This is a genomic window from Geopseudomonas aromaticivorans (assembly GCF_019097855.1).
Taxonomy (GTDB): domain Bacteria; phylum Pseudomonadota; class Gammaproteobacteria; order Pseudomonadales; family Pseudomonadaceae; genus Geopseudomonas; species Geopseudomonas aromaticivorans.
In genome coordinates, this window is sequence record NZ_JAHRGL010000010.1 from 18,573 (window position 1) to 40,423 (window position 21,851).

Annotated in this window: 20 protein-coding genes; 14 read left to right on the forward strand and 6 right to left on the reverse strand. The window is 67.4% G+C overall.

Going from position 1 to position 21,851, the window contains the following annotated elements; all coding sequences use genetic code 11:
• Positions 1 to 60: 60 nt before the first annotated feature.
• Genes KRX52_RS03055 through KRX52_RS03065 form a run of 3 tightly spaced genes read right to left on the reverse strand, consistent with a single transcriptional unit; the run spans position 61 to position 2,491 of the window.
• Positions 61 to 810, reverse strand: coding sequence for a DnaJ domain-containing protein (locus KRX52_RS03055; RefSeq protein ID WP_217679688.1), 750 nt, complete (start codon positions 808 to 810; stop codon positions 61 to 63).
• The gene (gene murU / locus KRX52_RS03060; protein ID WP_217679689.1) at positions 810 to 1,478 is read right to left on the reverse strand and encodes an N-acetylmuramate alpha-1-phosphate uridylyltransferase MurU; all 669 of its coding nucleotides are present in this window, start codon (positions 1,476 to 1,478) and stop codon (positions 810 to 812) included. Before murU ends, KRX52_RS03055 begins: the two co-directional genes overlap by 1 nt.
• Positions 1,475 to 2,491, reverse strand: a complete 1,017-nt coding sequence (locus KRX52_RS03065) for an aminoglycoside phosphotransferase family protein (protein ID WP_217679690.1) — start codon at positions 2,489 to 2,491, stop codon at positions 1,475 to 1,477. The genes murU and KRX52_RS03065 overlap by 4 nt, the downstream gene beginning before the upstream one ends.
• 130 nt (positions 2,492 to 2,621) lie before the next feature.
• Here KRX52_RS03065 and KRX52_RS03070 point away from each other — a divergent pair, with 130 nt between their 5' ends.
• From KRX52_RS03070 to KRX52_RS03120, 11 genes are all read left to right on the forward strand, one after another.
• Positions 2,622 to 5,387, forward strand: a complete 2,766-nt coding sequence (locus KRX52_RS03070; RefSeq protein WP_217679691.1) for an LPS-assembly protein LptD — start codon at positions 2,622 to 2,624, stop codon at positions 5,385 to 5,387.
• Positions 5,365 to 6,660, forward strand: a complete 1,296-nt coding sequence (locus KRX52_RS03075) for a peptidylprolyl isomerase (RefSeq protein WP_217679692.1) — start codon at positions 5,365 to 5,367, stop codon at positions 6,658 to 6,660. The genes KRX52_RS03070 and KRX52_RS03075 overlap by 23 nt, the downstream gene beginning before the upstream one ends.
• Entirely contained in the window at positions 6,657 to 7,658 is a 1,002-nt protein-coding gene (gene pdxA, locus KRX52_RS03080) for a 4-hydroxythreonine-4-phosphate dehydrogenase PdxA (protein WP_217679693.1), read from the forward strand. Before KRX52_RS03075 ends, pdxA begins: the two co-directional genes overlap by 4 nt.
• 213 nt (positions 7,659 to 7,871) lie before the next feature.
• Positions 7,872 to 8,678: a 16S rRNA (adenine(1518)-N(6)/adenine(1519)-N(6))-dimethyltransferase RsmA gene (gene rsmA, locus KRX52_RS03085; RefSeq protein WP_217679694.1), complete on the forward strand. Its 807-nt coding sequence runs from the start codon at positions 7,872 to 7,874 to the stop codon at positions 8,676 to 8,678.
• Positions 8,679 to 8,717: 39 nt separating this feature from the next.
• The gene (apaG, locus tag KRX52_RS03090) at positions 8,718 to 9,104 is read left to right on the forward strand and encodes a Co2+/Mg2+ efflux facilitator ApaG/CorD (protein ID WP_217679695.1); all 387 of its coding nucleotides are present in this window, start codon (positions 8,718 to 8,720) and stop codon (positions 9,102 to 9,104) included.
• Positions 9,104 to 9,928 carry a symmetrical bis(5'-nucleosyl)-tetraphosphatase gene (locus KRX52_RS03095; protein ID WP_217679696.1) on the forward strand — a complete coding sequence of 275 codons (825 nt, stop codon included), beginning with the start codon at positions 9,104 to 9,106 and terminating at the stop codon, positions 9,926 to 9,928. Before apaG ends, KRX52_RS03095 begins: the two co-directional genes overlap by 1 nt.
• Positions 9,925 to 10,254, forward strand: a complete 330-nt coding sequence (gene glpE / locus KRX52_RS03100; RefSeq protein WP_217679697.1) for a thiosulfate sulfurtransferase GlpE — start codon at positions 9,925 to 9,927, stop codon at positions 10,252 to 10,254. Before KRX52_RS03095 ends, glpE begins: the two co-directional genes overlap by 4 nt.
• Positions 10,255 to 10,493: 239 nt before the next feature.
• Positions 10,494 to 12,416, forward strand: a complete 1,923-nt coding sequence (locus KRX52_RS03105; RefSeq protein WP_217679698.1) for a PrkA family serine protein kinase — start codon at positions 10,494 to 10,496, stop codon at positions 12,414 to 12,416.
• 87 nt (positions 12,417 to 12,503) lie between these two features.
• On the forward strand, positions 12,504 to 13,778 hold the full coding sequence (locus KRX52_RS03110; RefSeq protein ID WP_217679699.1) for a YeaH/YhbH family protein: 1,275 nt from the start codon (positions 12,504 to 12,506) through the stop codon (positions 13,776 to 13,778).
• Positions 13,775 to 15,334 carry a SpoVR family protein gene (locus tag KRX52_RS03115; RefSeq protein ID WP_217679700.1) on the forward strand — a complete coding sequence of 520 codons (1,560 nt, stop codon included), beginning with the start codon at positions 13,775 to 13,777 and terminating at the stop codon, positions 15,332 to 15,334. The genes KRX52_RS03110 and KRX52_RS03115 overlap by 4 nt, the downstream gene beginning before the upstream one ends.
• 75 nt (positions 15,335 to 15,409) lie before the next feature.
• Complete coding sequence (locus tag KRX52_RS03120) at positions 15,410 to 16,648, forward strand: multifunctional CCA addition/repair protein (protein ID WP_217679701.1); 1,239 nt, start codon at positions 15,410 to 15,412, stop codon at positions 16,646 to 16,648.
• Between the two features lie 57 nt (positions 16,649 to 16,705).
• Here the strand turns inward: KRX52_RS03120 and folK are convergent, their stop codons facing one another.
• A complete protein-coding gene (gene folK / locus KRX52_RS03125) occupies positions 16,706 to 17,248 on the reverse strand; it encodes a 2-amino-4-hydroxy-6-hydroxymethyldihydropteridine diphosphokinase (protein ID WP_217679702.1) in 543 nt (180 codons plus the stop codon).
• The gene (gene folB, locus KRX52_RS03130) at positions 17,239 to 17,595 is read right to left on the reverse strand and encodes a dihydroneopterin aldolase (protein WP_217679703.1); all 357 of its coding nucleotides are present in this window, start codon (positions 17,593 to 17,595) and stop codon (positions 17,239 to 17,241) included. The genes folK and folB overlap by 10 nt, the downstream gene beginning before the upstream one ends.
• A 74-nt stretch (positions 17,596 to 17,669) precedes the next feature.
• On the opposite strand from folB, the gene plsY reads away from it, so the two are divergent.
• Positions 17,670 to 18,239: a glycerol-3-phosphate 1-O-acyltransferase PlsY gene (gene plsY / locus KRX52_RS03135; RefSeq protein ID WP_217679704.1), complete on the forward strand. Its 570-nt coding sequence runs from the start codon at positions 17,670 to 17,672 to the stop codon at positions 18,237 to 18,239.
• A 7-nt stretch (positions 18,240 to 18,246) separates the two neighbouring features.
• Here the strand turns inward: plsY and tsaD are convergent, their stop codons facing one another.
• The gene (tsaD, locus tag KRX52_RS03140) at positions 18,247 to 19,287 is read right to left on the reverse strand and encodes a tRNA (adenosine(37)-N6)-threonylcarbamoyltransferase complex transferase subunit TsaD (protein ID WP_217679705.1); all 1,041 of its coding nucleotides are present in this window, start codon (positions 19,285 to 19,287) and stop codon (positions 18,247 to 18,249) included.
• Positions 19,288 to 19,527: 240 nt separating this feature from the next.
• Here tsaD and rpsU point away from each other — a divergent pair, with 240 nt between their 5' ends.
• A complete protein-coding gene (rpsU, locus tag KRX52_RS03145; protein ID WP_217679706.1) occupies positions 19,528 to 19,743 on the forward strand; it encodes a 30S ribosomal protein S21 in 216 nt (71 codons plus the stop codon).
• A 175-nt stretch (positions 19,744 to 19,918) separates the two neighbouring features.
• Positions 19,919 to 21,850 (forward strand): DNA primase, encoded by a 1,932-nt coding sequence (gene dnaG / locus KRX52_RS03150; RefSeq protein ID WP_217679707.1) that lies wholly within the window; start codon positions 19,919 to 19,921, stop codon positions 21,848 to 21,850.
• Position 21,851: the final 1 nt, after the last annotated feature.

Consider the following 21,851-nt stretch of genomic DNA (forward strand, 5'->3'; position numbering starts at 1 on the left):
GCGGAATGCGCCGATTGTAGCGCGACTGGGCAAGCCTCGCCGAGCCGGGCGCGGGCTTGCTCAGCGCTGGCGATGACGCTCGCGCAGCAGCGCCCAGGCTTCATGCAGGCGGCGGGTCCGCTCGGTAGCCGCCGCCTGCTGGGCGGCATCGCCTCTGGCGAAGCGGTCGGGGTGGTGCCGGCCAAGCTGGCGCCGGTAGGCCTGGCGGACCTCGGCGAGTGGGGCATCGGCGGCGACGCCGAGCAGCTGCAGGGCCTCGCGGTAGGCGTCGCCGGCCGGCGGCGCCAGCGCGAGACCGCGCGCCGACGTCTCCAACGCCGCCAGCTGCGCCGGCGTGCGTCCCAGCAGCTCGGCCCACACGCCGAGCAGGGCACGCGCCGCCGGGGTACAGTGCCCACCCGCCCAGGCCATGCGCCAGCAGGCGCGCAGTACCGTATCGATGCGCGCCGGGCGCTGGCGCAGGCGGCGCAGCACACGCGCCAGCTGCAGATCCTCGCGACCACGGGCGAAGGCCTCGCGTGCCAGCGCCGGATCCAGCGCCAAACGCTGGATTTCCTGGCGCAGCAGGCGCTGCTGGGCCGCCGTCGCCAACGGATCGGCAGCCGCCACCCGGCCGAGCAACTGCAGCAGCAGGCGCGCATCGCGCTGCGCGGCGGACAATCCGTCCAGACGCTCGCGCAGATCATGCCAGTCGTGCAACTGCAGGCGCCGGTCCAGCCAGCGCCCGAGCAGACCGCCGAGCAAGGCCCCGGGGATGCTGGCCAGCACGAAGCCGGCCACACCGCCGAGGGCACTGGCCGGCCATAGCATCAGCCGCGCTCCGCCAGCAGCCGCTCGACCTCGGCGAGGCGCTCGTGGGTGCCGACATCCACCCAGCGGCCGCGGAAGTGCTCGCCGCTGACCTGGCCGGCGGCCATCGCCGCCTGCAGCAGCGGCGCCAGCTTGAACGCGCCCGCCTGGCAGCCGGCGAACAGGGCAGGATCGAGCACGGCAATGCCGCTGTAGGTCAGCCCGAGCTGTTCGCCGCGGGCGTCGACCCGGCCGTCCTGCAGGCAAAAATCGCCCTCAGGATGGTGTGCCGGGTTGTCCACCAGCACCAGGTGGGCCAGGCCGGCGGGACTGCGGCGCAGCCCGGCGAAGTCGTAGTCGGTCCAGATGTCGCCGTTGACCAGCAGGAAGGGCGCCTCGCCGAGCAGCGGCAGGGCCCGGTGGATGCCGCCGCCGGTTTCCAGCGGCTCGCCCTCGGCCGAATAGGCGATCTCCACGCCAAAGCGCGAGCCATCGCCCAGATGCGCCTCGATCTGCGCCCCCAGCCAGGCATGGTTGATCACCAGCTCGCGGAAGCCCGCCGTGACCAGGGCGCGGATGTGGTACTCGATCAGCGGCACGCCGCCGACCGGCACCAGCGGCTTGGGCGTGTGCAGGGTCAGCGGGCGCAGGCGCTCGCCCTTGCCGGCGGCGAGGATCATCGCCTTCATGCCGCCGACTCCTGCGGCAGGCTGGCGAGCAGCTCGGCCAGCGGCGCCAGCTCCGGCCGGCGGGCGATGACTTCCTGCAGGTAGGCGAAGAAGCGCGGCACGTCGCCGAGATACTTGGGCTTGCCGTCGCGATGACAGATGCGCGCGAAGATACCGATCACCTTGAGGTGGCGCTGCGCGCCCATCAGGTCGCTGGCGCGCTGGAACTCGGCGAAGCTGGCCGGCAGCGGGATGCCGGCGGCCTGCGCCAGCTGCCAGTAGCGCTCGAGCCAGGCATCGACGCGGGCCTGCGGCCAGCTGAGGAAGGCGTCCTTGAACAGGCAGGTGACGTCGTAGCTGACCGGGCCGAACACCGCGTCCTGGAAGTCCAGCACGCCGGGGTTGGGCGCACTGAGCATCAGGTTGCGCGGCATGTAGTCGCGGTGCACCAGTACCCGCGGCTGGCCCAGCGCGCTGGCCACCAGCAGGTCGCAGGTGGCGTTCCAGGCCTGCAGCGCGGCGCCGTCGAGGCTCACGCCGAGGTGGCGCTGCAGGTACCAGTCGGGAAACAGCTGCAGCTCGCGGCGCAGCAAGGCCTCGTCGTAGGCCGGCAGCTGGCCCTCGACCGGCAGCTGCTGGAAGGCCACCAGCGCCTGCAGCGCATCCTCGAACAGCGCGTCGGCATTGTCGGCATCGATCACCTCCAGGTAGGTCTGCCGACCCAGATCAGGCAGCAGCAGGAAGCCCTGCTCGAGATCGCTGGCGAGGATCTCCGGCACGTGCACGCCGGCCTCGGCCAGCAGGCCGGCGACCTTGACGAACGGCCGGCAGTCTTCCTGTGGCGGCGGCGCGTCCATGACGATCAGGCTGCGCGTGCCGTCTTCCCAGCGGAAATAGCGGCGGAAGCTGGCATCGCTGCTCGCCGGGGTCAGGCTCGCCGTTCCCGGCATACCCCAGCCGCGCGCAGCAAACACCGGCGGCAGGCACTGTTCCAGCCAGTGCACCAGGTTTTCGAATCGTTTATCCACAGACATTCGCAGGCTCCCCTTCTAAGCTAGCCGTTGCGTGACGCATTGATTTATTATCGCGGATCTTACTCCAGCCCATCGAAAGGCGTGCGGCCGCACAGGCTGTTGGCGCGCAGGAAGCCCGGACATAACTCAGATGGCTCTAAATCCCCCCTTGTTCCGCAGAAAATTCCCCCTCCTCGTCACCGGCAGTCTGCTGGCCTTGGGTTCCGCTCCGCTCCTGCATGCCGCCGAGCAGTTCGACTGCCAAGCCTCCGCCGGCGGCAGCTGGGCCTGTTCGCCGAAGACACCCAGCGCCGCCCTGCCGCCGCGCCCACAGCCGGCCGAAGCCACCGTCAGCCGCAGCGCCGAACAGGCGCCGGTAGCCGCTCCGGCGAGCGGTGAGCCGCAAGCAGCCCCGCTGGCCAGCGACAATGGCGGCCGGGCACTGGCTTCGCGCAGCGCCGACTACAGCCATCTGGACTGGGTGCCGCGCGATAAACTCAGCGAGGCCCAGCGTGCCGAGATCGCGCCCTACTGCGCCGGCACCTACGTCGAGCCCAAGCGTCCCGGCATCGACGACACCACGCCGCAGGGCGAGGCACCGACCTTCGTCGGCGCCCGCGCCTCGCGCTACGAGCAGCAGACCGAAACCACCACCCTCGCTGGCGACGTGGTCCTGCGCCAGGGCAGCATGCAGGCCGAGGCCGACGAGGCCAACCTGCACCAGCTGGAAAACCGCGGCGAACTCAAGGGCAACGTGCGTCTGCGCGACAACGGCATTCTGGTGGTCGGCGACCGCGCCCAGCTGCAGCTGGACAACGGCGAGGCCGAGGTCGACAACGCCGAGTACGTGATCCACGCCGCCAAGACCCGCGGCAGCGCGAAATACGCCAAGCGCCAGGACGATGCCGTGGTGCGCCTGAAGGACGGCACCTACACCCGCTGCGAGCCGGGCGAAAACACCTGGCACCTGAAGGGCAACAACATCAAGCTGGACCCGGCCACCGGCTTCGGCACCGCGACCAACGTGACCCTGCGGGTGAAGGATGTGCCGGTGTTCTACACCCCGTACATCTACTTCCCGATCGACGACCGCCGCCAGTCCGGCTTCCTGACGCCGAGCATGAGCACGTCGAGCGACTCCGGCTTCTCGCTGAAGACGCCCTACTACTTCAACCTGGCGCCCAACTACGACGCCACCCTCTATCCGACCTACATGGCCAATCGCGGCCTGCTGATGGAGGGCGAACTCCGCTACCTGACCCCGGCCAGCGAAGGCCAGGTCGGCGGCGCCTGGCTGAACGACTCGGAAGACGAGCGCAAGCTGCAGTCGGAGTACGAAGACCAGCGCTGGATGTACAACTGGCAGCACAAGGGCGGGCTGGATTCGCGCTGGCTGGCCGAGGTCGACTACACCGACATCAGCGACCCGTACTACTTCCAAGATCTGGATACCAACCTGGGCTTCGACCAGCCCAGCTTCCTCAACCAGCGCGGCAGCCTGAGCTATCGCGGCGACAGCTACACCGCACGGCTCAATGTGCACGCCTACGAGCCGACCAGCGTGGTCGACGTCACCCCCTACGACCGCCTGCCGCAGCTGACCCTCGACGGTGCCCTGCCGTTCCAGCCGGGCGGCCTGCAGTTCAGCTATGGCACCGAGTTCGTCAGCTTCCAGCGCAGCCTGCGCAACGGCAACTTCGTCAACGAGGATGGCACGCCACAGCGCTGGTATGACGAAAACATCGTGGGCCTGGGCCGCGCCGAAGGCGACCGCCTGCATCTGGAGCCGGGCGTCAGCCTGCCGCTGAACTGGTCGTGGGGCTACCTCAAGCCGTCGCTCAAGTACGCTTACACCCGCTACGACCTGGACCTCGACCAGCAGGGGCGCAACAGCCTGCTTGCCGAGCAGCAGTTCGATAGCAGCCAGGACCGCCAGACCCCGATCTACAGCGTCGACAGCGGCCTGTATTTCGACCGCAACACCGACCTGTTCGGCAAGGGCACCCGCCAGACCCTCGAACCGCGCGCCTTCTACCTGTACGTGCCGGAAGAGGACCAGACCGACATCCCGGTATTCGACACCGGCGAGAGCACCTTCAGCTATGCCTCGCTGTGGCGCGACAACCGCTTCTCCGGCAAGGACCGCATCGGCGACGCCAACCAGCTGTCGCTGGGGGCCACCAGTCGCTGGATCGAGCCCAACGGCTTCGAGCGGCAGACCTTCAGCCTCGGCCAGACCTTCTACTTTGAAGACCGTCAGGTGCAGATGCCGGGCATCGACTACCGCACCCGTGGCGATGCACGTACCTCCACCTCGCCCTATGCGCTGGAGTACCTGTACCGCTTCAACCGCGACTGGCGCTTCAACCTCGATCTCGCCCAGGAACGTTCCCTGGGCCAGACGCGCTCCGGCAGTGCCATGTTCCACTACCAGCCGGAAGCCAACCCGAACAAGGTGGTCAACCTCGGTTATCGCTACCGCAACGACACCATGCGTTACGATCAGGCCAGCGGCACCTGGACCTATGGCGGCGACTTCGGCACCCCCGGCACGCCGGGCTACATCAAGGATTACTACAAGATCGAGCAGCACGACATCTCCACCATCTGGCCGATCATGCCGCAGTGGAGCGTGATCGCGCGCTGGCAGCACGACTACAGCCGCAACCGCACACTGGAGGCGATGGGCGGCTTCGAGTACGACAGCTGCTGCTGGAAGCTGCGCCTGATCAACCGCTACTGGATGGACTACGACGAATACGACCTCAACCCGGATGCAAACGAAGAGGCCGACCGCGGCATCTTCCTGCAGATCGTATTCAAGGGCCTCGGCGGCGTGGTTGGCAGCCAGGTAGAGTCCTTCCTCGACCAAGGCATTCAAGGTTACCGTGAACGTGAAGACCAAGCTTATCAATAGTCTGCTCCCCCTCGCCCTGGGCGCCCTGCTGTGCTGCAGCACGGTCCAGGCCGAGGTCCAGCCGCTCGACCGCGTGGTAGCCATCGTCGACAACGACGTGATCATGCAGAGCCAGCTCGACCAGCGCCTCGACGAAGTGCGGCAGAACCTGGCCAAGCGTGGCGGCGACCTGCCGCCGCGCGACGCCCTGGCGCCGCAGGTGCTGGAACGCCTGATCGTCGAGAACCTGCAGCTGCAGATGGGCGAGCGCTCCGGCATCCGCATCGGCGACGAGGAACTGAACCGGGCGATGGCCACCATCGCCCAGCGCAACAACCTCAGCCTCGAGCAGTTCAGGGCCGCCCTCGCCCGCGACGGCCTGTCCTACGACGACGCCCGCGAGCAGGTACGCCGCGAGATGGTCGTCAGTCGCGTACGCCAGCGCCGGGTGGCCGAGCGCATCCAGGTCAGCCCGCAGGAAGTGCAGAACTTCCTCGCCTCCGACCTGGGCAAGCTGCAGCTGTCGGAAGAGTTCCGGCTGGCCAACATCCTTGTGCCGCTGAGCGAGGGCTCCTCGGCCCAGGCGATCCAGGCCGCCGAACGCCAGGCGCGCGACATCCATGCCCAGCTGCAGCAGGGCGCCGACTTCGCGCGCCTGGCCATGGCCCGCTCGGCCAGCGAAAACGCCCTCGAGGGCGGCGAGATCGGCTGGCGCAAAGCCGCCCAGCTGCCGCCGCCGTTCGATGCCATGGTCGGCGCCCTCGGTGTCGGCGAGGTCACCGAGCCGGTGCGCACGCCGGCCGGCTTCATCATGCTCAAGCTGCTCGAGAAGCGCGGCGGTGAGCGCGGCGTGCAGCGCGATGAAGTCCACGTCCGCCACATCCTGCTCAAGCCCAGCGAGATCCGCAGCGACGACGAAACCCGCATCCTGGCCGAGCGCCTGTACGAGCGCCTGCAGGGCGGCGAGGACTTCGCCGAGCTGGCGAAGAGCTTCTCCGAAGACCCGGGCTCGGCACTCCACGGCGGCGACCTGAACTGGATCGACCCCAACTCGCTGGTGCCCGAGTTCCGCGAAGTGATGGCCAGCAGCCCGGTCGGCCGACTGTCGAAACCGTTCCGCACCCCGTTCGGCTGGCACGTGCTGGAAGTGCTGGATCGCCGCACCAGCGACGCCAGTGGCGAGGCCCGCGAACAGCAGGCGCTGAACCTGCTGCGCAACCGCAAGTACGACGAGGAGCTGCAGAACTGGCTGCGCCAGATCCGCGACGAAGCCTACGTGGAAATCCGCCTGTGAGCGAGGCGCAGCGCTTTGCCCTGACGCCCGGCGAGCCGGCCGGCATCGGTCCCGACCTGTGCCTGCTGCTGGCCCGCGCGGCACAGCCGCATGCCCTGGTGGCGATCGCCAGCCGTCAGTTGCTGGCCGAACGCGCCACGCTGCTGGGTCTGGACATCGCCCTGCTCGAAGTCGCTCCCGGCGCCTGGCCACAGGCCCCGGCGCCGGCCGGCAGCCTGTATGTGTGGGATACCCCGCTGGCGGCACCAGTGCAGGCCGGCCAGCTCGACCCGCGCAACGCCGGCTACGTGCTGGAGACCCTGCTGCGCGCCGGCAACGGCTGCGTCGACGGCGACTTCGCCGGGATGATCACCGCCCCCGTGCACAAGGGCGTGATCAATGAGGCCGGCATCCCCTTCTCCGGGCATACCGAGTTCCTCGCCGAGCTGACCCACACCGAGCAGGTGGTGATGATGCTTGCCACCCGCGGCCTGCGCGTGGCGCTGGCGACCACCCACCTGCCGCTGCGCGAGGTGGCCGACGCCATCACCGCCGAGCGCCTGACGCGGGTCGCGCGCATCCTGCATGGCGATCTGCGCGACAAGTTCGGCATCGCCAGCCCGCGCATCCTGGTCTGCGGCCTTAACCCGCACGCCGGCGAGGGCGGCCACCTGGGCCGTGAGGAAATCGACATCATCGAGCCCACCCTGGCGCGCCTGCGCGGCGAAGGCCTCGACCTGATCGGCCCGCTGCCGGCCGACACCCTGTTCACCCCCAAGCATCTCGAGCACTGCGACGCGGTGCTGGCCATGTACCACGACCAGGGCCTGCCGGTGCTCAAGTACAAGGGTTTCGGCGCCGCGGTCAACGTCACCCTCGGCCTGCCGATCGTGCGCACTTCGGTCGACCATGGCACCGCCCTGGATCTCGCCGGCAGCGGCCGGGTCGATACCGGCAGCCTGCAGGTGGCGCTGGAAACCGCCTACCAGATGACCGCCGGCGCGCAGCAAGCCGGCTGAAACCCCAGGCAGACGCAGGGTGGCGAGCGGCTTCGGGCCTTATCCACCTTGCGCAGCCTGGCGGGCCATCGGTCTGCGAATTCCCTCCCAGCCATCCGCAGCCCAGCCGACAGAGCCCGCCGACCCGCGTGTTCGCTGGTAAACTGCGCGCCTTCGTCTTTTTCGCCCTGGGCTCAAGCGTGACGCTTGCCGCTCCAGGCCTGGAGTCCCCCGATGTCCGAGCTGTACCAACACCGCGCCCGCAAGCGTTTCGGCCAGAACTTCCTGCACGATGCCGGTGTCATCCACCGCATCCTGCGCGCCATCCATGCGCGCCCAGGCGAACATATGGTCGAAATCGGCCCTGGCCAGGGCGCCCTTACCGAAGGCCTGCTCGGCAGCGGCGCCAAGCTGGATGTGATCGAGCTGGACAAGGACCTGCTGCCCCTGCTGCAGATGCGCTTCGGCCTCGATCCGAACTTCACCCTCAACGCCGGCGATGCCCTGAAGTTCGACTTCAACAGCCTGGTGGCGGACGGCGAGAAGCTGCGCGTGGTCGGCAACCTGCCGTACAACATCTCCACGCCGCTGATCTTCCACTTGCTGGAACACGCCGCAATCATCGGCGACATGCACTTCATGCTGCAGAAGGAAGTGGTCGAGCGCCTGGCCGCCACGCCCGGCGGCGGTGACTGGGGACGGCTGTCGATCATGGTGCAGTACCACTGCCGGGTGGAGCACCTGTTCAACGTCGGTCCGGGCGCCTTCAACCCGCCGCCCAAGGTCGAATCGGCCATCGTCCGCCTGGTGCCGCACGCGGTACTGCCGCACCCGGCCAAGGATCATCGTCTGCTCGAGCGCGTGGTGCGCGAAGCCTTCAACCAGCGGCGCAAGACCCTGCGCAACACCCTCAAGCAGCTGCTCGACGCCCAGGCCATCGAAGCCGCCGGCGTGGATGGCAGCCTGCGCCCGGAACAGCTGGACCTGGCCGCCTTCGTGCGCCTGGCCGATCAGCTGGCCCTGCAGACAGCGGCCGAGTAAATCACTACGCTGTTCATTACGCCGTACGAAGCCGCCGCAATGACCTCAAACGACCCGCGCTACCAGATCGACGTCAGCGTCGTCACCCGCCACCTGCCCGAGCAGTCGCTGCCCGAGCAGGAGCGCTATGCCTTCGCCTATACGGTGACCATCCGCAACAATGGCCTGCTCGCCGCCAAGCTGCTGACCCGCCACTGGATCATCACCGACGGCAATGCCAAGGTGCAGGAAGTGCGCGGCCCCGGCGTGGTCGGCGAACAGCCGCTGCTGCAGCCCGGGCAGAGCCACACCTACACCAGCGGCTGTGTGCTGGCCACGCCGGTGGGCAGCATGCACGGCAGCTTCGGCATGCAGGCCGGCGACGAGCACGCCTTCGCCGCACCGATCAAGCCGTTCCGCCTGGCCGTGCCCGGAGTCCTGCACTGATGGCGCTGTATGCCGTCGGCGACGTGCAGGGCTGCCTGCAACCGCTGCAGTGCCTGCTGCAGCGGGTCGCTTTCGATCCGCAGCAGGATCGCCTGTGGCTGGTCGGCGACCTGGTCAACCGCGGCCCGCAATCGCTGGAAACCCTGCGCTTCCTGTTTGCCATGCGCGAGGCGGTGACCACCGTGCTGGGCAACCACGACCTGCACCTGCTCGCCGTGGCACATAACGTCGAGCGCCTGAAGAAGACCGACACCCTGCGCGAGATCCTCGACGCCCCGGATCGCGACGACCTGCTCGACTGGCTGCGTCGCCAGCCGCTGCTGCACTACGACGAGGAGCGGCAGATCACCCTGGTGCACGCCGGCATCCCGCCGCACTGGTCGCTGAAGAAGGCCCGCAAGCGCGCCGCCGAGGTCGAGGAAGCCCTGCGCGACGACACTCGCCTGCCGCTGTTTCTCGAGGGCATGTACGGCAACGAGCCGAACAAGTGGGACAGTCGACTGTGCGGCGTTGCCCGGCTGCGCACGATCACCAACTATTTCACCCGCATGCGCTTCTGCACCGCCGATGGCCGCCTTGATCTGAAGAGCAAGGAGGGGCTGGGCACTGCACCGAGCGGCTATGCGCCGTGGTTCAGCCACCCCGGCCGCAAGACCCGCGGACAGAAGATCATCTTCGGCCACTGGGCCGCTCTGCAAGGCCGCTGCGACGAGCCCGGCGTCGAGGCCCTGGACTCCGGCTGCGTGTGGGGCGCGGAGCTGACCCTGCTCAACGTCGACAGCGGCGAGCGCCTTACCTGCAGTTGCCACAAGGAACAACCATGAGCGAATTCAAGCGCATCGACCCCGCCACCGCCCACGACCTGCGCCAGAATGGCGCGGTGGTGGTCGACATCCGTGATCCGCACAGCTTTGCCAGCGGCCACATCCCCGGCGCCCGTCACCTGGACAACCACTCGCTGGCCGACTTCATCGCCGGCGCCGACATGGACAAGCCGCTGCTGGTGATCTGCTACCACGGCAACTCCAGCCAGAACGCGGCCGGCTTCCTGGCCCACCAGGGCTTCAGCGAGGTCTACAGCATCGACGGCGGCTTCGAACTGTGGCGCGCCCAGTACCCGGACGAGGTCGCCCGCCTCCCCCACGACTGACCGCCAAGCCACCTTCAGCCCGTCACCACGCCGTCGTTTTTTCCTGCTGCGCGCTCGACAAAGCAGGTCTATGCTTTTCTCAAGAGTCTTCCAAAAGGGAAAGCCGGCCCACCGGCTTCCATGAGGCGGTACGACCATTGGGGGTCGAGTGAGGGGATAAGCAGGTTGGCGCACCGCGCCAGCCTGTCCGTGCCCGCCCGAGGCCCGCTTCCGGTTCAGGCATCGAGCGAGGTGACGTCATGAGCATTTTCAGCCATTTCCAGCAACGCTACGAAACCACGCGCCAGGAGGAATACTCCCTGCAGGAGTATCTCGACCTGTGCAAGCAGGATCCGCTGACCTACGCCAGCGCCGCCGAGCGCATGCTCAAGGCCATCGGTGAGGCGCAGCTGGTGGATACGGCCAGCGACCCGCGGCTGTCGCGAATCTTCTCCAACAAGGTGATTCGCCGCTACCCAGCGTTTGCCGACTTCCACGGCATGGAAGACTGCATCGACCAGATCGTCTCCTACTTCCGCCATGCCGCCCAGGGCCTGGAAGAGAAGAAGCAGATCCTCTACCTGCTCGGCCCGGTCGGCGGCGGCAAGTCGTCGCTGGCGGAGAAGCTCAAGCACCTGATGGAGCACATCCCCTTCTATGCCATCAAGGGCTCGCCGGTGTTCGAGTCGCCGCTCGGCCTGTTCAATCCGGACGAGGACGGCGCCATCCTCGAGGAGGAATATGGCATCCCGCAGCGCTACCTGAGCTCGATCATGTCGCCGTGGGCGACCAAGCGCCTCAACGAGTTCGGCGGCGACATCAGCAAGTTCCGCGTGGTCAAGCTGTACCCGTCGATCCTCAACCAGATCGCCATCGCCAAGACCGAGCCGGGCGACGAGAACAACCAGGACATCTCCGCGCTGGTCGGCAAGGTCGATATCCGCAAGCTCGAGGAATTCCCGCAGAACGACCCGGATGCCTACAGCTACTCCGGCGCGCTGTGCCGCGCCAACCAGGGCATCATGGAATTCGTCGAGATGTTCAAGGCGCCGATCAAGGTGCTGCACCCGCTGCTGACCGCCACCCAGGAAGGCAACTACAACAGCACCGAAGGCCTCGGCGCGATTCCCTACAGCGGCATCCTGCTGGCCCACTCCAACGAAGCCGAGTGGCACAGCTTCCGCAACAACAAGAACAACGAGGCGTTCATCGACCGCATCTACATCGTCAAGGTGCCCTACTGCCTGCGCGTCACCGACGAGATCAAGATCTACGACAAGCTGCTGGTCAACAGCTCGCTGGCCCACGCCCACTGCGCGCCGGACACCCTGAAGATGCTCGCCCAGTTCACCGTGCTGAGCCGCCTGAAGGAGCCGGAAAACTCCAACATTTACTCGAAGATGCGCGTCTACGACGGCGAGAACCTCAAGGACACCGATCCCAAGGCCAAGTCGATCCAGGAATACCGCGACGCCGCCGGCGTCGACGAGGGCATGAACGGCCTGTCGACCCGTTTCGCCTTCAAGATCCTCTCCAAGGTGTTCAACTTCGACCCCCACGAGGTGGCGGCCAACCCGGTGCACCTGCTCTACGTGCTCGAGCAGCAGATCGAGCAGGAGCAGTTCCCGGCGGAAACCCGCGAGCGCTACCTGCGCTTCCTCAAGGAATACCTGGCGCCGCGCTACGTCGAGTTCATCGGCAAGGAAATCCAGACCGCCTACCTGGAGTCCTACAGCGAGTACGGGCAGAACATCTTCGACCGCTACGTGCTGTACGCCGACTTCTGGATCCAGGACCAGGAGTACCGCGACCCGGAGACCGGCGAGATCCTCAATCGCGGCTCGCTCAACGAGGAGCTGGAGAAGATCGAGAAGCCGGCCGGCATCAGCAATCCGAAGGATTTCCGCAACGAGATCGTCAACTTCGTGCTGCGCGCCCGGGCCAACAACAACGGCAAGAACCCGTCGTGGCTGTCCTACGAAAAGCTGCGCGCGGTGATCGAGAAAAAGATGTTCTCCAACACCGAGGAGCTGCTGCCGGTCATCAGCTTCAACGCCAAGGGCAGCAAGGACGAGCAGCAGAAGCACAACGACTTCGTGCGGCGCATGGTCGAGCGCGGCTACACCGAGAAACAGGTGCGCCTGCTCGCCGAATGGTACCTGCGCGTGCGCAAGTCGCAGTAGTAATCTAGGGAAGGCCCGGCGCGGAGCGAGATAGCCATCCCGCTCCGCGCCTTACGCTCCGGGTCCAAGACCGCACGGGAGTACGCCATGAGTTACGTCATCGACCGGCGACTGAACGGCAAGAACAAGAGCACGGTGAACCGCCAGCGCTTCCTGCGGCGTTACCGCGACCACATCAAGAAGGCGGTGGAAGAGGCCGTCAGCCGCCGCTCCATTACCGACATGGAGCACGGCGAGCAGATCAGCATCCCCTCGCGCGACATCGACGAGCCCGTGTGGCACCACGGCCGCGGCGGCCGGCAGACCATCATCCACCCGGGCAACAAGGAATTCATCAGCGGCGAGCGCATCCCGCGCCCCTCGGGCGGCGGGGGCGGCGGCGCGGGCCAGGGCAAGGCCAGCAACTCCGGCGAGGGCATGGACGAGTTCGTGTTCCAGATTACCCAGGAGGAGTTCCTCGACTTCATGTTCGAGGACCTGGCGCTGCCGAACCTGGTGAAGAAGCACCTGGCCGGCATGGACAGTTTCAAGACCGTGCGCGCCGGGATCAGCAGCGAGGGCACCCCCGCGCGACTGAACATCGTGCGCACCCTGCGCTCGGCCCATGCCCGGCGCATCGCCCTCAGCGGCTCGAGCCGCGCGCGCCTGCGCGAGCTCAAGGCCGAGCTGGAACGGCTGCGCATCGAGGAGCCGGACAACTTCACGGATATCCGCGCCCTGGAGGAAGAAATCGGCGGCCTGCGGGCGCGCATCGAGCGCCTGCCGTTCCTCGACACCTTCGACCTCAAGTACAACCTGCTGGTCAAGCAGCCCAACCCGACCTCCAAGGCGGTGATGTTCTGCCTGATGGACGTGTCCGGCTCGATGACCCAGGCCACCAAGGACATCGCCAAGCGGTTCTTCATCCTCTTGTATTTGTTCCTCAAGCGCAGCTACGACAAGATCGAGGTGGTGTTCATCCGCCACCACACCAGCGCCAAGGAAGTCGACGAGCAGGAGTTCTTCTACTCGCGGGAAACCGGCGGCACCATCGTCTCCAGCGCGCTCAAGCTGATGCAGGAAGTCATGGCCGCCCGCTATCCGGTCAACGAATGGAACATCTACGCCGCCCAGGCTTCGGACGGCGACAACTGGAACGACGACTCGCCGGTCTGCCGCGACATCCTGATGCGCCAGATCATGCCGTTCGTGCAGTACTTCAGCTATGTCGAGATCACCCCGCGCGAGCACCAGGCGCTGTGGCACGAGTACGAGCAGGTCAGCGAAGCCTTCCCGGAGAGCTTCGCCCAGCAGCAGATCGTCTCCGCCGGCGACATCTACCCGGTGTTCCGCGAACTGTTCCAGAGGAGGGTCGCCGCATGAACCCTCGCGCCAAGAAAGGCCAGCCGCTGTCCACCGGCTCGGAATGGACCTTCGAGCTGATCCGCACCTACGACCGCGAGATCGCCCGGCTGGCCGAACGCTATGCGCTGGACACCTATCCCAACCAGATCGAGGTGATCACCGCCGAGCAGATGATGGATGCCTACGCCTCGGTGGGCATGCCGATCGGCTACCACCACTGGTCCTATGGCAAGCACTTCCTCAGCACCGAGAAGGGCTACAAACGCGGCCAGATGGGCCTGGCCTACGAGATCGTGATCAACTCCGACCCGTGCATTGCCTACCTCATGGAAGAGAACACCATGTGCATGCAGGCCCTGGTGGTGGCCCATGCCTGCTACGGCCACAACAGCTTCTTCAAGGGCAACTACCTGTTCCGCACCTGGACCGACGCCCGCTCGATCATCGACTACCTGGTGTTCGCCAAGCAGTACATCGACAAGTGCGAGGAGCGCCACGGCATCGACGCGGTCGAGGAGCTGCTCGACTCCTGCCACGCCCTGATGAACTATGGCGTCGACCGCTACAAGCGGCCCTACCCGATCTCCGCCGAGGAGGAGCGGCAGCGGCAATCGGTGCGCGAGGAACAACTGCAGCAGCAGGTCAACGACCTCTGGCGCACCATCCCCAAGGGCGCCGGCAAGGGTCGCGATGACGACGGCAAGCGCTTTCCGGCCGAGCCGCAGGAGAACATCCTCTACTTCATCGAGAAGCACGCCCCGCTGCTCGAGCCCTGGCAGCGCGAGGTGGTGCGCATCGTGCGCAAGGTCGCCCAGTACTTCTACCCGCAGCGGCAGACCCAGGTGATGAACGAGGGCTGGGCCACCTTCTGGCACTACACCCTGCTCAACGACCTGTACGACGAGGGCCTGGTCACCGACGGCTTCATGATGGAGTTCCTCCAGTACCACACCAGCGTGGTCTACCAGCCGCCGTTCGACAGCCCCTACTACAGCGGCATCAACCCCTACGCACTGGGCTTCGCCATGTACCGCGACATCCGGCGCATCTGCGAGGAGCCGACCGAGGAGGATCGCCGCTGGTTCCCCGACATTGCCGGCAGCGACTGGCTGGCGACGCTGAAGTTCGCCATGCAGAACTTCAAGGACGAGAGCTTCATCCAGCAGTTCCTCTCGCCCAAGCTGATGCGCGAATTCCGCCTGTTCAGCATCCTCGACGACGACCAGCAGGAGGAGCTGCTGGTGGATGCCATCCATGACGATAGCGGCTACCGCACCATTCGCGAAAATCTGGCCGCACAGTACAACCTCGGCAACCGCGAGCCGAACATCCAGATCTGGAACGTCGACCGCCGCGGCGACCGCTCGCTGACCCTGCGCCACTTCCAGCACGAGCGCAAGCCGCTGGGCAGCTCCACCGAGGATGTACTCAGGCACCTGCATCGCCTGTGGGGCTTCGATGTGCACCTGGAAAGCATGCAGGGCGATCAGCGCACGGCCGTGCAGCACATGCCGCCGCGCCGCGACCGCGAGGCGGAAGGCAGCCACTTCGACCTGATCGCCCGCCCGATCTGACCTCCGCGCCGCCATCGCCCCGCGGGCGGTGGCGCGCTATCCTCTGCGCAACTTCAGTTGCCCACAGGACATCCCATGCAGATCTACAAGGTGGGCGGCGCCGTACGCGACCGTCTGCTCGGCCGCCCCGTCACGGAAACCGACTGGGTGGTGGTCGGCGCCCACGCCGAGGAGCTACTCACCCAGGACTTTCGCCCGGTCGGCGCCGACTTCCCGGTGTTCCTCCACCCGCAGAGCGGCGAGGAATACGCCCTGGCGCGCACCGAGCGCAAGAGCGGACGGGGCTACGGCGGCTTCACCTTCTACGCCAACCCCGAGGTCACCCTCGAGGAAGACCTGATCCGCCGCGACCTGACCATCAATGCCATGGCCGAGGACGACGACGGCCGGGTCATCGACCCCTACGGTGGCCAACACGACCTCGCCCTGCACCTGCTGCGCCACGTCTCGCCGGCCTTCGCCGAAGACCCGCTGCGCGTGCTGCGCGTCGCCCGCTTCGCCGCGCGTTATGCGCCGCTGGGCTTTCGCGTGGCCGAGGAAACCCAGGCGCTGATGGGTGAGATCGCCGCCTCCGGCGAGCTGGCCGACCTGACTGCCGAGCGGGTATGGAAGGAAATCGCCCGCGCCCTGATGGAGCCGCGCCCGGAGGTGTTCCTCCAGGTGCTGCGCGACTGCGGTGCCCTGCAGCAGCTGCTGCCCGAGGTGCAGGCGCTGTTCGGCGTGCCGCAGCCGGCGCTGCACCACCCGGAGATCGACACCGGCGAGCATGTACTGATGGTCCTGCGCCAGTGCGCAGAGCATGACCAGCCACTGGCGGTGCGCTGGGCCTGCCTGCTGCACGACCTCGGCAAGGGCCTGACCGACCCAGAGCATTGGCCGCGGCACATCGCCCACGAGCAGCGTGGCCTGCGCCTGATCGAGGCGGTCAACGCCCGCTGCAAGGCGCCGCGCGACTGCGCCGAACTGGCCCTGCTGGTCGGCGAATACCACACCCACGCGCACCGCGCCCGCGAGTTGCGCGCACAGACCCTCCTGGAGCTGTTCCAGCACTTCGACCTCTACCGCCGGCCGGAGCGCTTCGAGCTGTTCGTCGCCGCCAGCGAGATGGATGCCCGCGGCCGCCTCGGCCTGGAGCAGCAGCCCTACCCTCAGGCCGACTACCTGCGCGCGGCCGCCGCCGTGGCGCGTGGCGTGGCCGTGCAGCCGCTGCTGGAACAGGGCTTCAAGGGCGCGGAACTGGGCGAGGGACTCAAGCGCGAGCGACTGCGGGCGCTGAAGGCGTTCCGCGAGGAGCAGCGCGCCGACGCGCCGTAGGGTACGCCGCGCGTACCGCCGTTCGAGGGAGATGATCTGCGCTGCGCAGGGCGCACCCTACGGTGCCGGCGGAGGAAACGCCGCGCGCAGCCCCACCGGCGTCAGTTCCTCGCCGCGCCAGGCGAACGACACCGGCCACAGCCGCTGCCCGATGCAGGCCGCCTGCCAGAGGGCGGCGAAGCTGCGGCCCTCGCCGGGGTGGCGAACCTGCGGCGCCAGCAGCGCCAGCGGCCACAGCACGAAGGCGTTGCGCAGGATCTCTGCACGCGGCAGCTGCAGGCCGTCGAAGTCGCCGATCAGGTCGTCGTAGAGCAGCACGTCGATATCCAGCGGCAGGCCCTTGCGCCCCGGGGCATAGCGACCATTGGCGGCCTCGATGGCCTTGAGCCGGCGATCCAGCTCGGCCAGCGGCAGGTCGGTCTGCGCCATCACCGCCAGGTTGTAGAACGGCCCGCTGCGGATCCCCACCGGCTCGCTCTCGAACACCGGCGAACAGCGCAGATCGACCAGGAATTCCGCCAACGCGTCCAGCCCGGCGCGCAGATGCTCGTGGCGCTGGGTGTTGCTGCCCAGGCCGAGAAATACCGTACTCAGCGGCATCCGCGCTCGATCTCCACACCAACACCACCCCGCGCCGCCGGCACCGCGCCGGGCTTGGTCAGACGCAGGCGCAACCAGCGAATGCCGAACTCGGCCATCAGCAGCTGCGCCAGACGCTCGGCGAAGGTTTCCACCAGCTGGAACTGGCTGGCGGCGGCAAAGGCCTGTACCCGCTCGCTGACCGCGGCGTAGTCGAGCGCCGCGGCCAGATCGTCGCCGGCCGCCGCCGGGCGGATGTCCCAGCCCAGCTGCAAATCCAGGGTCAGGCACTGGCGGATGCCACGCTCCCAGTCGTACACGCCAATCACGGTGTCGACTTCCAGCCCGTCGATGAAGACTATGTCCACGCTATCCTCTTTCGCGTCACGACAAGGTCGTGGCGCCTCGTTAGAATCGGGGCTTTCTGGCCCCGGAATCGATCATGCCCTGGCTGCTGGCGCTGGTTGCCTATCTGCTCGGCTCGCTGTCGTTCGCCGTCCTGCTCAGCCGCTGGCTCGGCACCGGCGACCCGCGTCTGGCCGGCTCGGGCAATCCCGGTGCCACCAACATGCTGCGCCTGGCCGGACGCAAGGCCGCGACCCTGACCCTGCTCGGCGACCTGCTCAAGGGCCTGCTGCCAGTGCTGCTGGCCCGCCTGGCGGAGCTGCCGCTGCAGCAACAGGCCTGGATCGGCCTGGCGGCCGTGCTCGGCCACCTCTACCCGCTGTACTTCCGCTTTCGCGGTGGCAAGGGCGTGGCCACCGCCGCCGGCATGCTGCTGGCGCTGTACTGGCCGGCCGCGCTGCTGGCTGCCGCCGCCTGGCTGCTGACCTTCGCCCTGACCCGCATCAGCTCGCTCGCCGCGCTAGTCGCCACTCCGCTGACCCTGCCGCTGCTGGCCTGGCAACAGCCGACCGCGCTGCTGCCGGTCACCCTGCTCGCCGCGCTGATCGTCTGGCGCCACCGCAGCAACCTGCGCGACCTCTGCGGCGGCCGCGAACGGCATTTCTAATCCTGCCTTACCCCTGCGCCGCCTGCAGCGCCGGCAGCGTTTCCATCGACCAGCGCGGCTGCACGCCGATCGCCGGCCCGTCGTGCTGGCCGGCCAGCAGGCGCTGACAGCCCGCGTAGGCGATCATCGCACCATTGTCGGTGCAGAAGCGCGGCCGGGCGTAGAACACTTGGCCCTTGAGCTCGCCGAGCATCGTCTGCAGCGCCGCACGCAAAGCCTGGTTGGCGCTCACCCCGCCGGCGATCACCAGGCGCTGCAAGCCGGTCTGCTTGAGCGCCCGCCGGCACTTGATGGTCAGCGTCTCCACCACCGCCTGCTGGAAGGCCAGGGCGACGTCGCAGCGCGCCTGCTCGAGGTCGCCGCCCTCCGCCTCGCACTGCCGCCAGGTATTGAGGGCGAAGGTCTTCAGGCCGCTGAAACTGAAGTCCAGTCCCGGCCGGTCGGTCATCGGCCGCGGGAAGACGAAGCGCCCCGGCGTGCCGCGCTCGGCCAGACGCGCAATTTCCGGACCGCCCGGATAAGCGAGACCGATCAGCTTGGCGGTCTTGTCGAAGGCTTCGCCGGCGGCATCGTCCAGCGACTCGCCCAGCAGCTGGTACTGGCCAATGCCGTCGACCCGCACCAGTTGGGTGTGGCCGCCGGAAACCAGCAGGGCGACGAACGGGAACTGCGGCGGCGCCTCCTCCAGCATCGGCGCCAGCAGATGACCCTCCATATGGTGCACGCCGACCGCCGGCACACCCCAGGCCAAGGCCAGCGCCTGGGCGCAGGAGGCCCCGACCAGCAGCGCACCGACCAGGCCCGGCCCGGCGGTATAGGCGATCGCATCGATATCGGCGAAACTGCAGCCGGACTCGGCCAGCACCTCGCGGATCAGCGGCAGCATGCGCTTGACGTGGTCGCGCGAGGCCAGTTCGGGCACCACGCCGCCGTAGGCGCGATGCAGGTCGATCTGGCTGAACAGCGCATCGGCCAGCAGACCGTGCTCGCTGTCGAACAGCGCCACACCGGTTTCGTCGCAGGAAGTTTCCAGGCCCAGCACTCGCATTGGCAAATCGCCTCGTATTGCCGTGATCGTTCGGGAAACCGCGCATGATAAGCGGCCTGGGGGCCTGACACCAAGCCTTGGCACCGCCAGCGGACTACCGGCAGGCGGGTTTTGCCGCCAGGGGCTTGGCATTTCCCCCGGCAAAGGGTTAATATCCGCAGCCCTTGAAAACCGGTGCCTCCCCAGCCTTTTGCAGGATTGCACCATTCATACTCGGTATTAAGTGAAGGTACGACCTGGATGCCCGCCGTCAAAGTTAAAGAGAACGAACCCTTCGACGTAGCCCTGCGTCGTTTCAAGCGCTCCTGCGAAAAAGCCGGTGTTCTGGCTGATGTGCGTAGCCGCGAGTTCTACGAGAAGCCCACCGCCGAGCGCAAGCGCAAGGCCGCGGCTGCCGTAAAGCGCCACGCCAAGAAAGTGCAGCGCGAGCAGCGTCGTCGCGAGCGCCTGTACTGAGTTAACCCTCGGACAGTTGCGTTTCGCCCAACACCCGGCTCCGGCCGGGTGTTTGCGTTAGCGTCATCTTTTCACTCCGCCTTGCCCCGCAAGGAGCGGAGTTTTTTGCATTCGCCCCTGCCTGGCCTTTGCCGCAGCGGGCAGCCATGCTGAACAGCATGCACACGAGCAGCCCATGGCCGGCCTGATCCCGCAACGCTTCATCGACGACCTGCTCAACCGCACCGACATCGTCGAGGTGGTGGGTTCGCGCATCCAGCTGAAGAAGACCGGCAAGAACTACAGCGCCCGCTGCCCGTTCCACAACGAAAAGACCCCCTCGTTCAGCGTCAGCCCGGACAAGCAGTTCTACTACTGCTTCGGCTGTGGCGCCGGCGGCAACGCCCTCGGCTTCATCATGGACCACGACCACCTGGAGTTTCCCGAGGCGGTCGAGGAGCTGGCCAAGCGCGCCGGCCTCGAGGTGCCGCACGAGGACGGTCGCCCCGGACAGAAGCCGCGCCAAGCGCTCGACTCGCCCCTCTACCCGCTGCTCGACGCCGCTGCCGAGTTCTACCGCCAGGCCCTGAAGGGCCATCCGGCACGCCAGGCGGCGGTGAACTACCTCAAGGGCCGCGGCCTGTCCGGAGTGATCGCCCGCGACTTCGGCCTCGGCTTCGCCCCGCCCGGCTGGGACAACCTGATGAAGCATCTGGGTGGCGACAGCCTGCAACAGAAGGCCATGATCGACGCCGGCCTGCTGATCGACAACCCGGAGAGCGGCAAGCGCTACGACCGCTTTCGCGACCGGGTGATGTTCCCCATCCGCGACAGCCGCGGCCGGGTGATCGCCTTCGGCGGCCGGGTGCTCGGCGACGACAAGCCCAAGTACCTGAACTCGCCGGAAACCCCGGTGTTCCACAAGGGCCAGGAGCTCTACGGCCTGTACGAGGCGCGCAAGAACAACCGCGATCTCGACGAGGTCATGGTGGTCGAGGGCTACATGGACGTCATCGCCCTCGCACAGCAGGGCCTGCGCAACGCCGTCGCCACCCTCGGCACCGCCACCAGCGAGGAGCACATCAAGCGCCTGTTCCGTCTGGTGCCGAACATCCTGTTCTGCTTCGACGGCGACCAGGCCGGACGCAACGCCGCCTGGCGGGCGCTGGAGGCCTGCCTGCCGAGCCTGCAGGACGGCCGCCGGGTGCGCTTCCTGTTCCTCCCCGAGGGCGAGGACCCGGACAGCCTGGTGCGCCAGGAAGGCGCCGAGGCCTTCCGTGCGCGCATCCACCAGCAGGCCCAGCCGCTGGCCGAGTACTTCTTCCGCCACCTGATGGAAGAGGCCGACCCGGGCATCCTCGAGGGCAAGGCGCACCTCGCCACCCTCGCCGCACCGCTGCTCGACAAGCTGCCCGGCGCCAACCTGCGCGCCCTGATGCGCCAGCGCCTCGGCGAAATCACCGGGCTCAGCGGCGAGAGCCTCGGCGCACTGGCCAGCTCACCGACCAATGACGTGCCGCCAGCGGACTTCGCGCCGTCTTACCCGGACAGCCTCGACTACGCCCCACCGGCAGGCTACGCCGAGCGCCCCGCCAGCCAGGAGCGCAAGCCCTGGCAGAAGGGCGACTGGAAAGGCCGCAAGGGCGAAACGAAGCGCGAGCCGCCGGCGGTGATGCCGCCGCGCGGTGGTGCCGGCGTCGAACCGCCGACCCTGAGCGCCCTGCGCACCCTGCTGCACCACCCGCAACTGGCGCAGAAGGTCGAGGATGCCGGACACTTCGCCGCCGAAGACGACACCTACACCCAGCTGCTGGTGGCCCTGCTCGAATCGCTGCAGAAACACCCGCAGCAGAACTCGCTGCAGCTGATCGCCCGCTGGCACGGCACGGAACAAGGACGCCTGTTGCGTGGTCTAGCGGAAAAGGAATGGCTGATTCAGCAGGACAACCTTGAACAACAGTTTTTCGACACTATAACTACCTTGGCAACCCGTCAGCGCGAGCGCAGCCTCGAAGGCCTGTTGCGCAAAGCGCGGCACAGCGAACTCAGCGCGGAGGAAAAACTCCGCCTGCGCGAGCTTCTGAGCCGTAGCGAAGCCCCCGCATCCCCGGGCCCATCTGGTGCGTAAG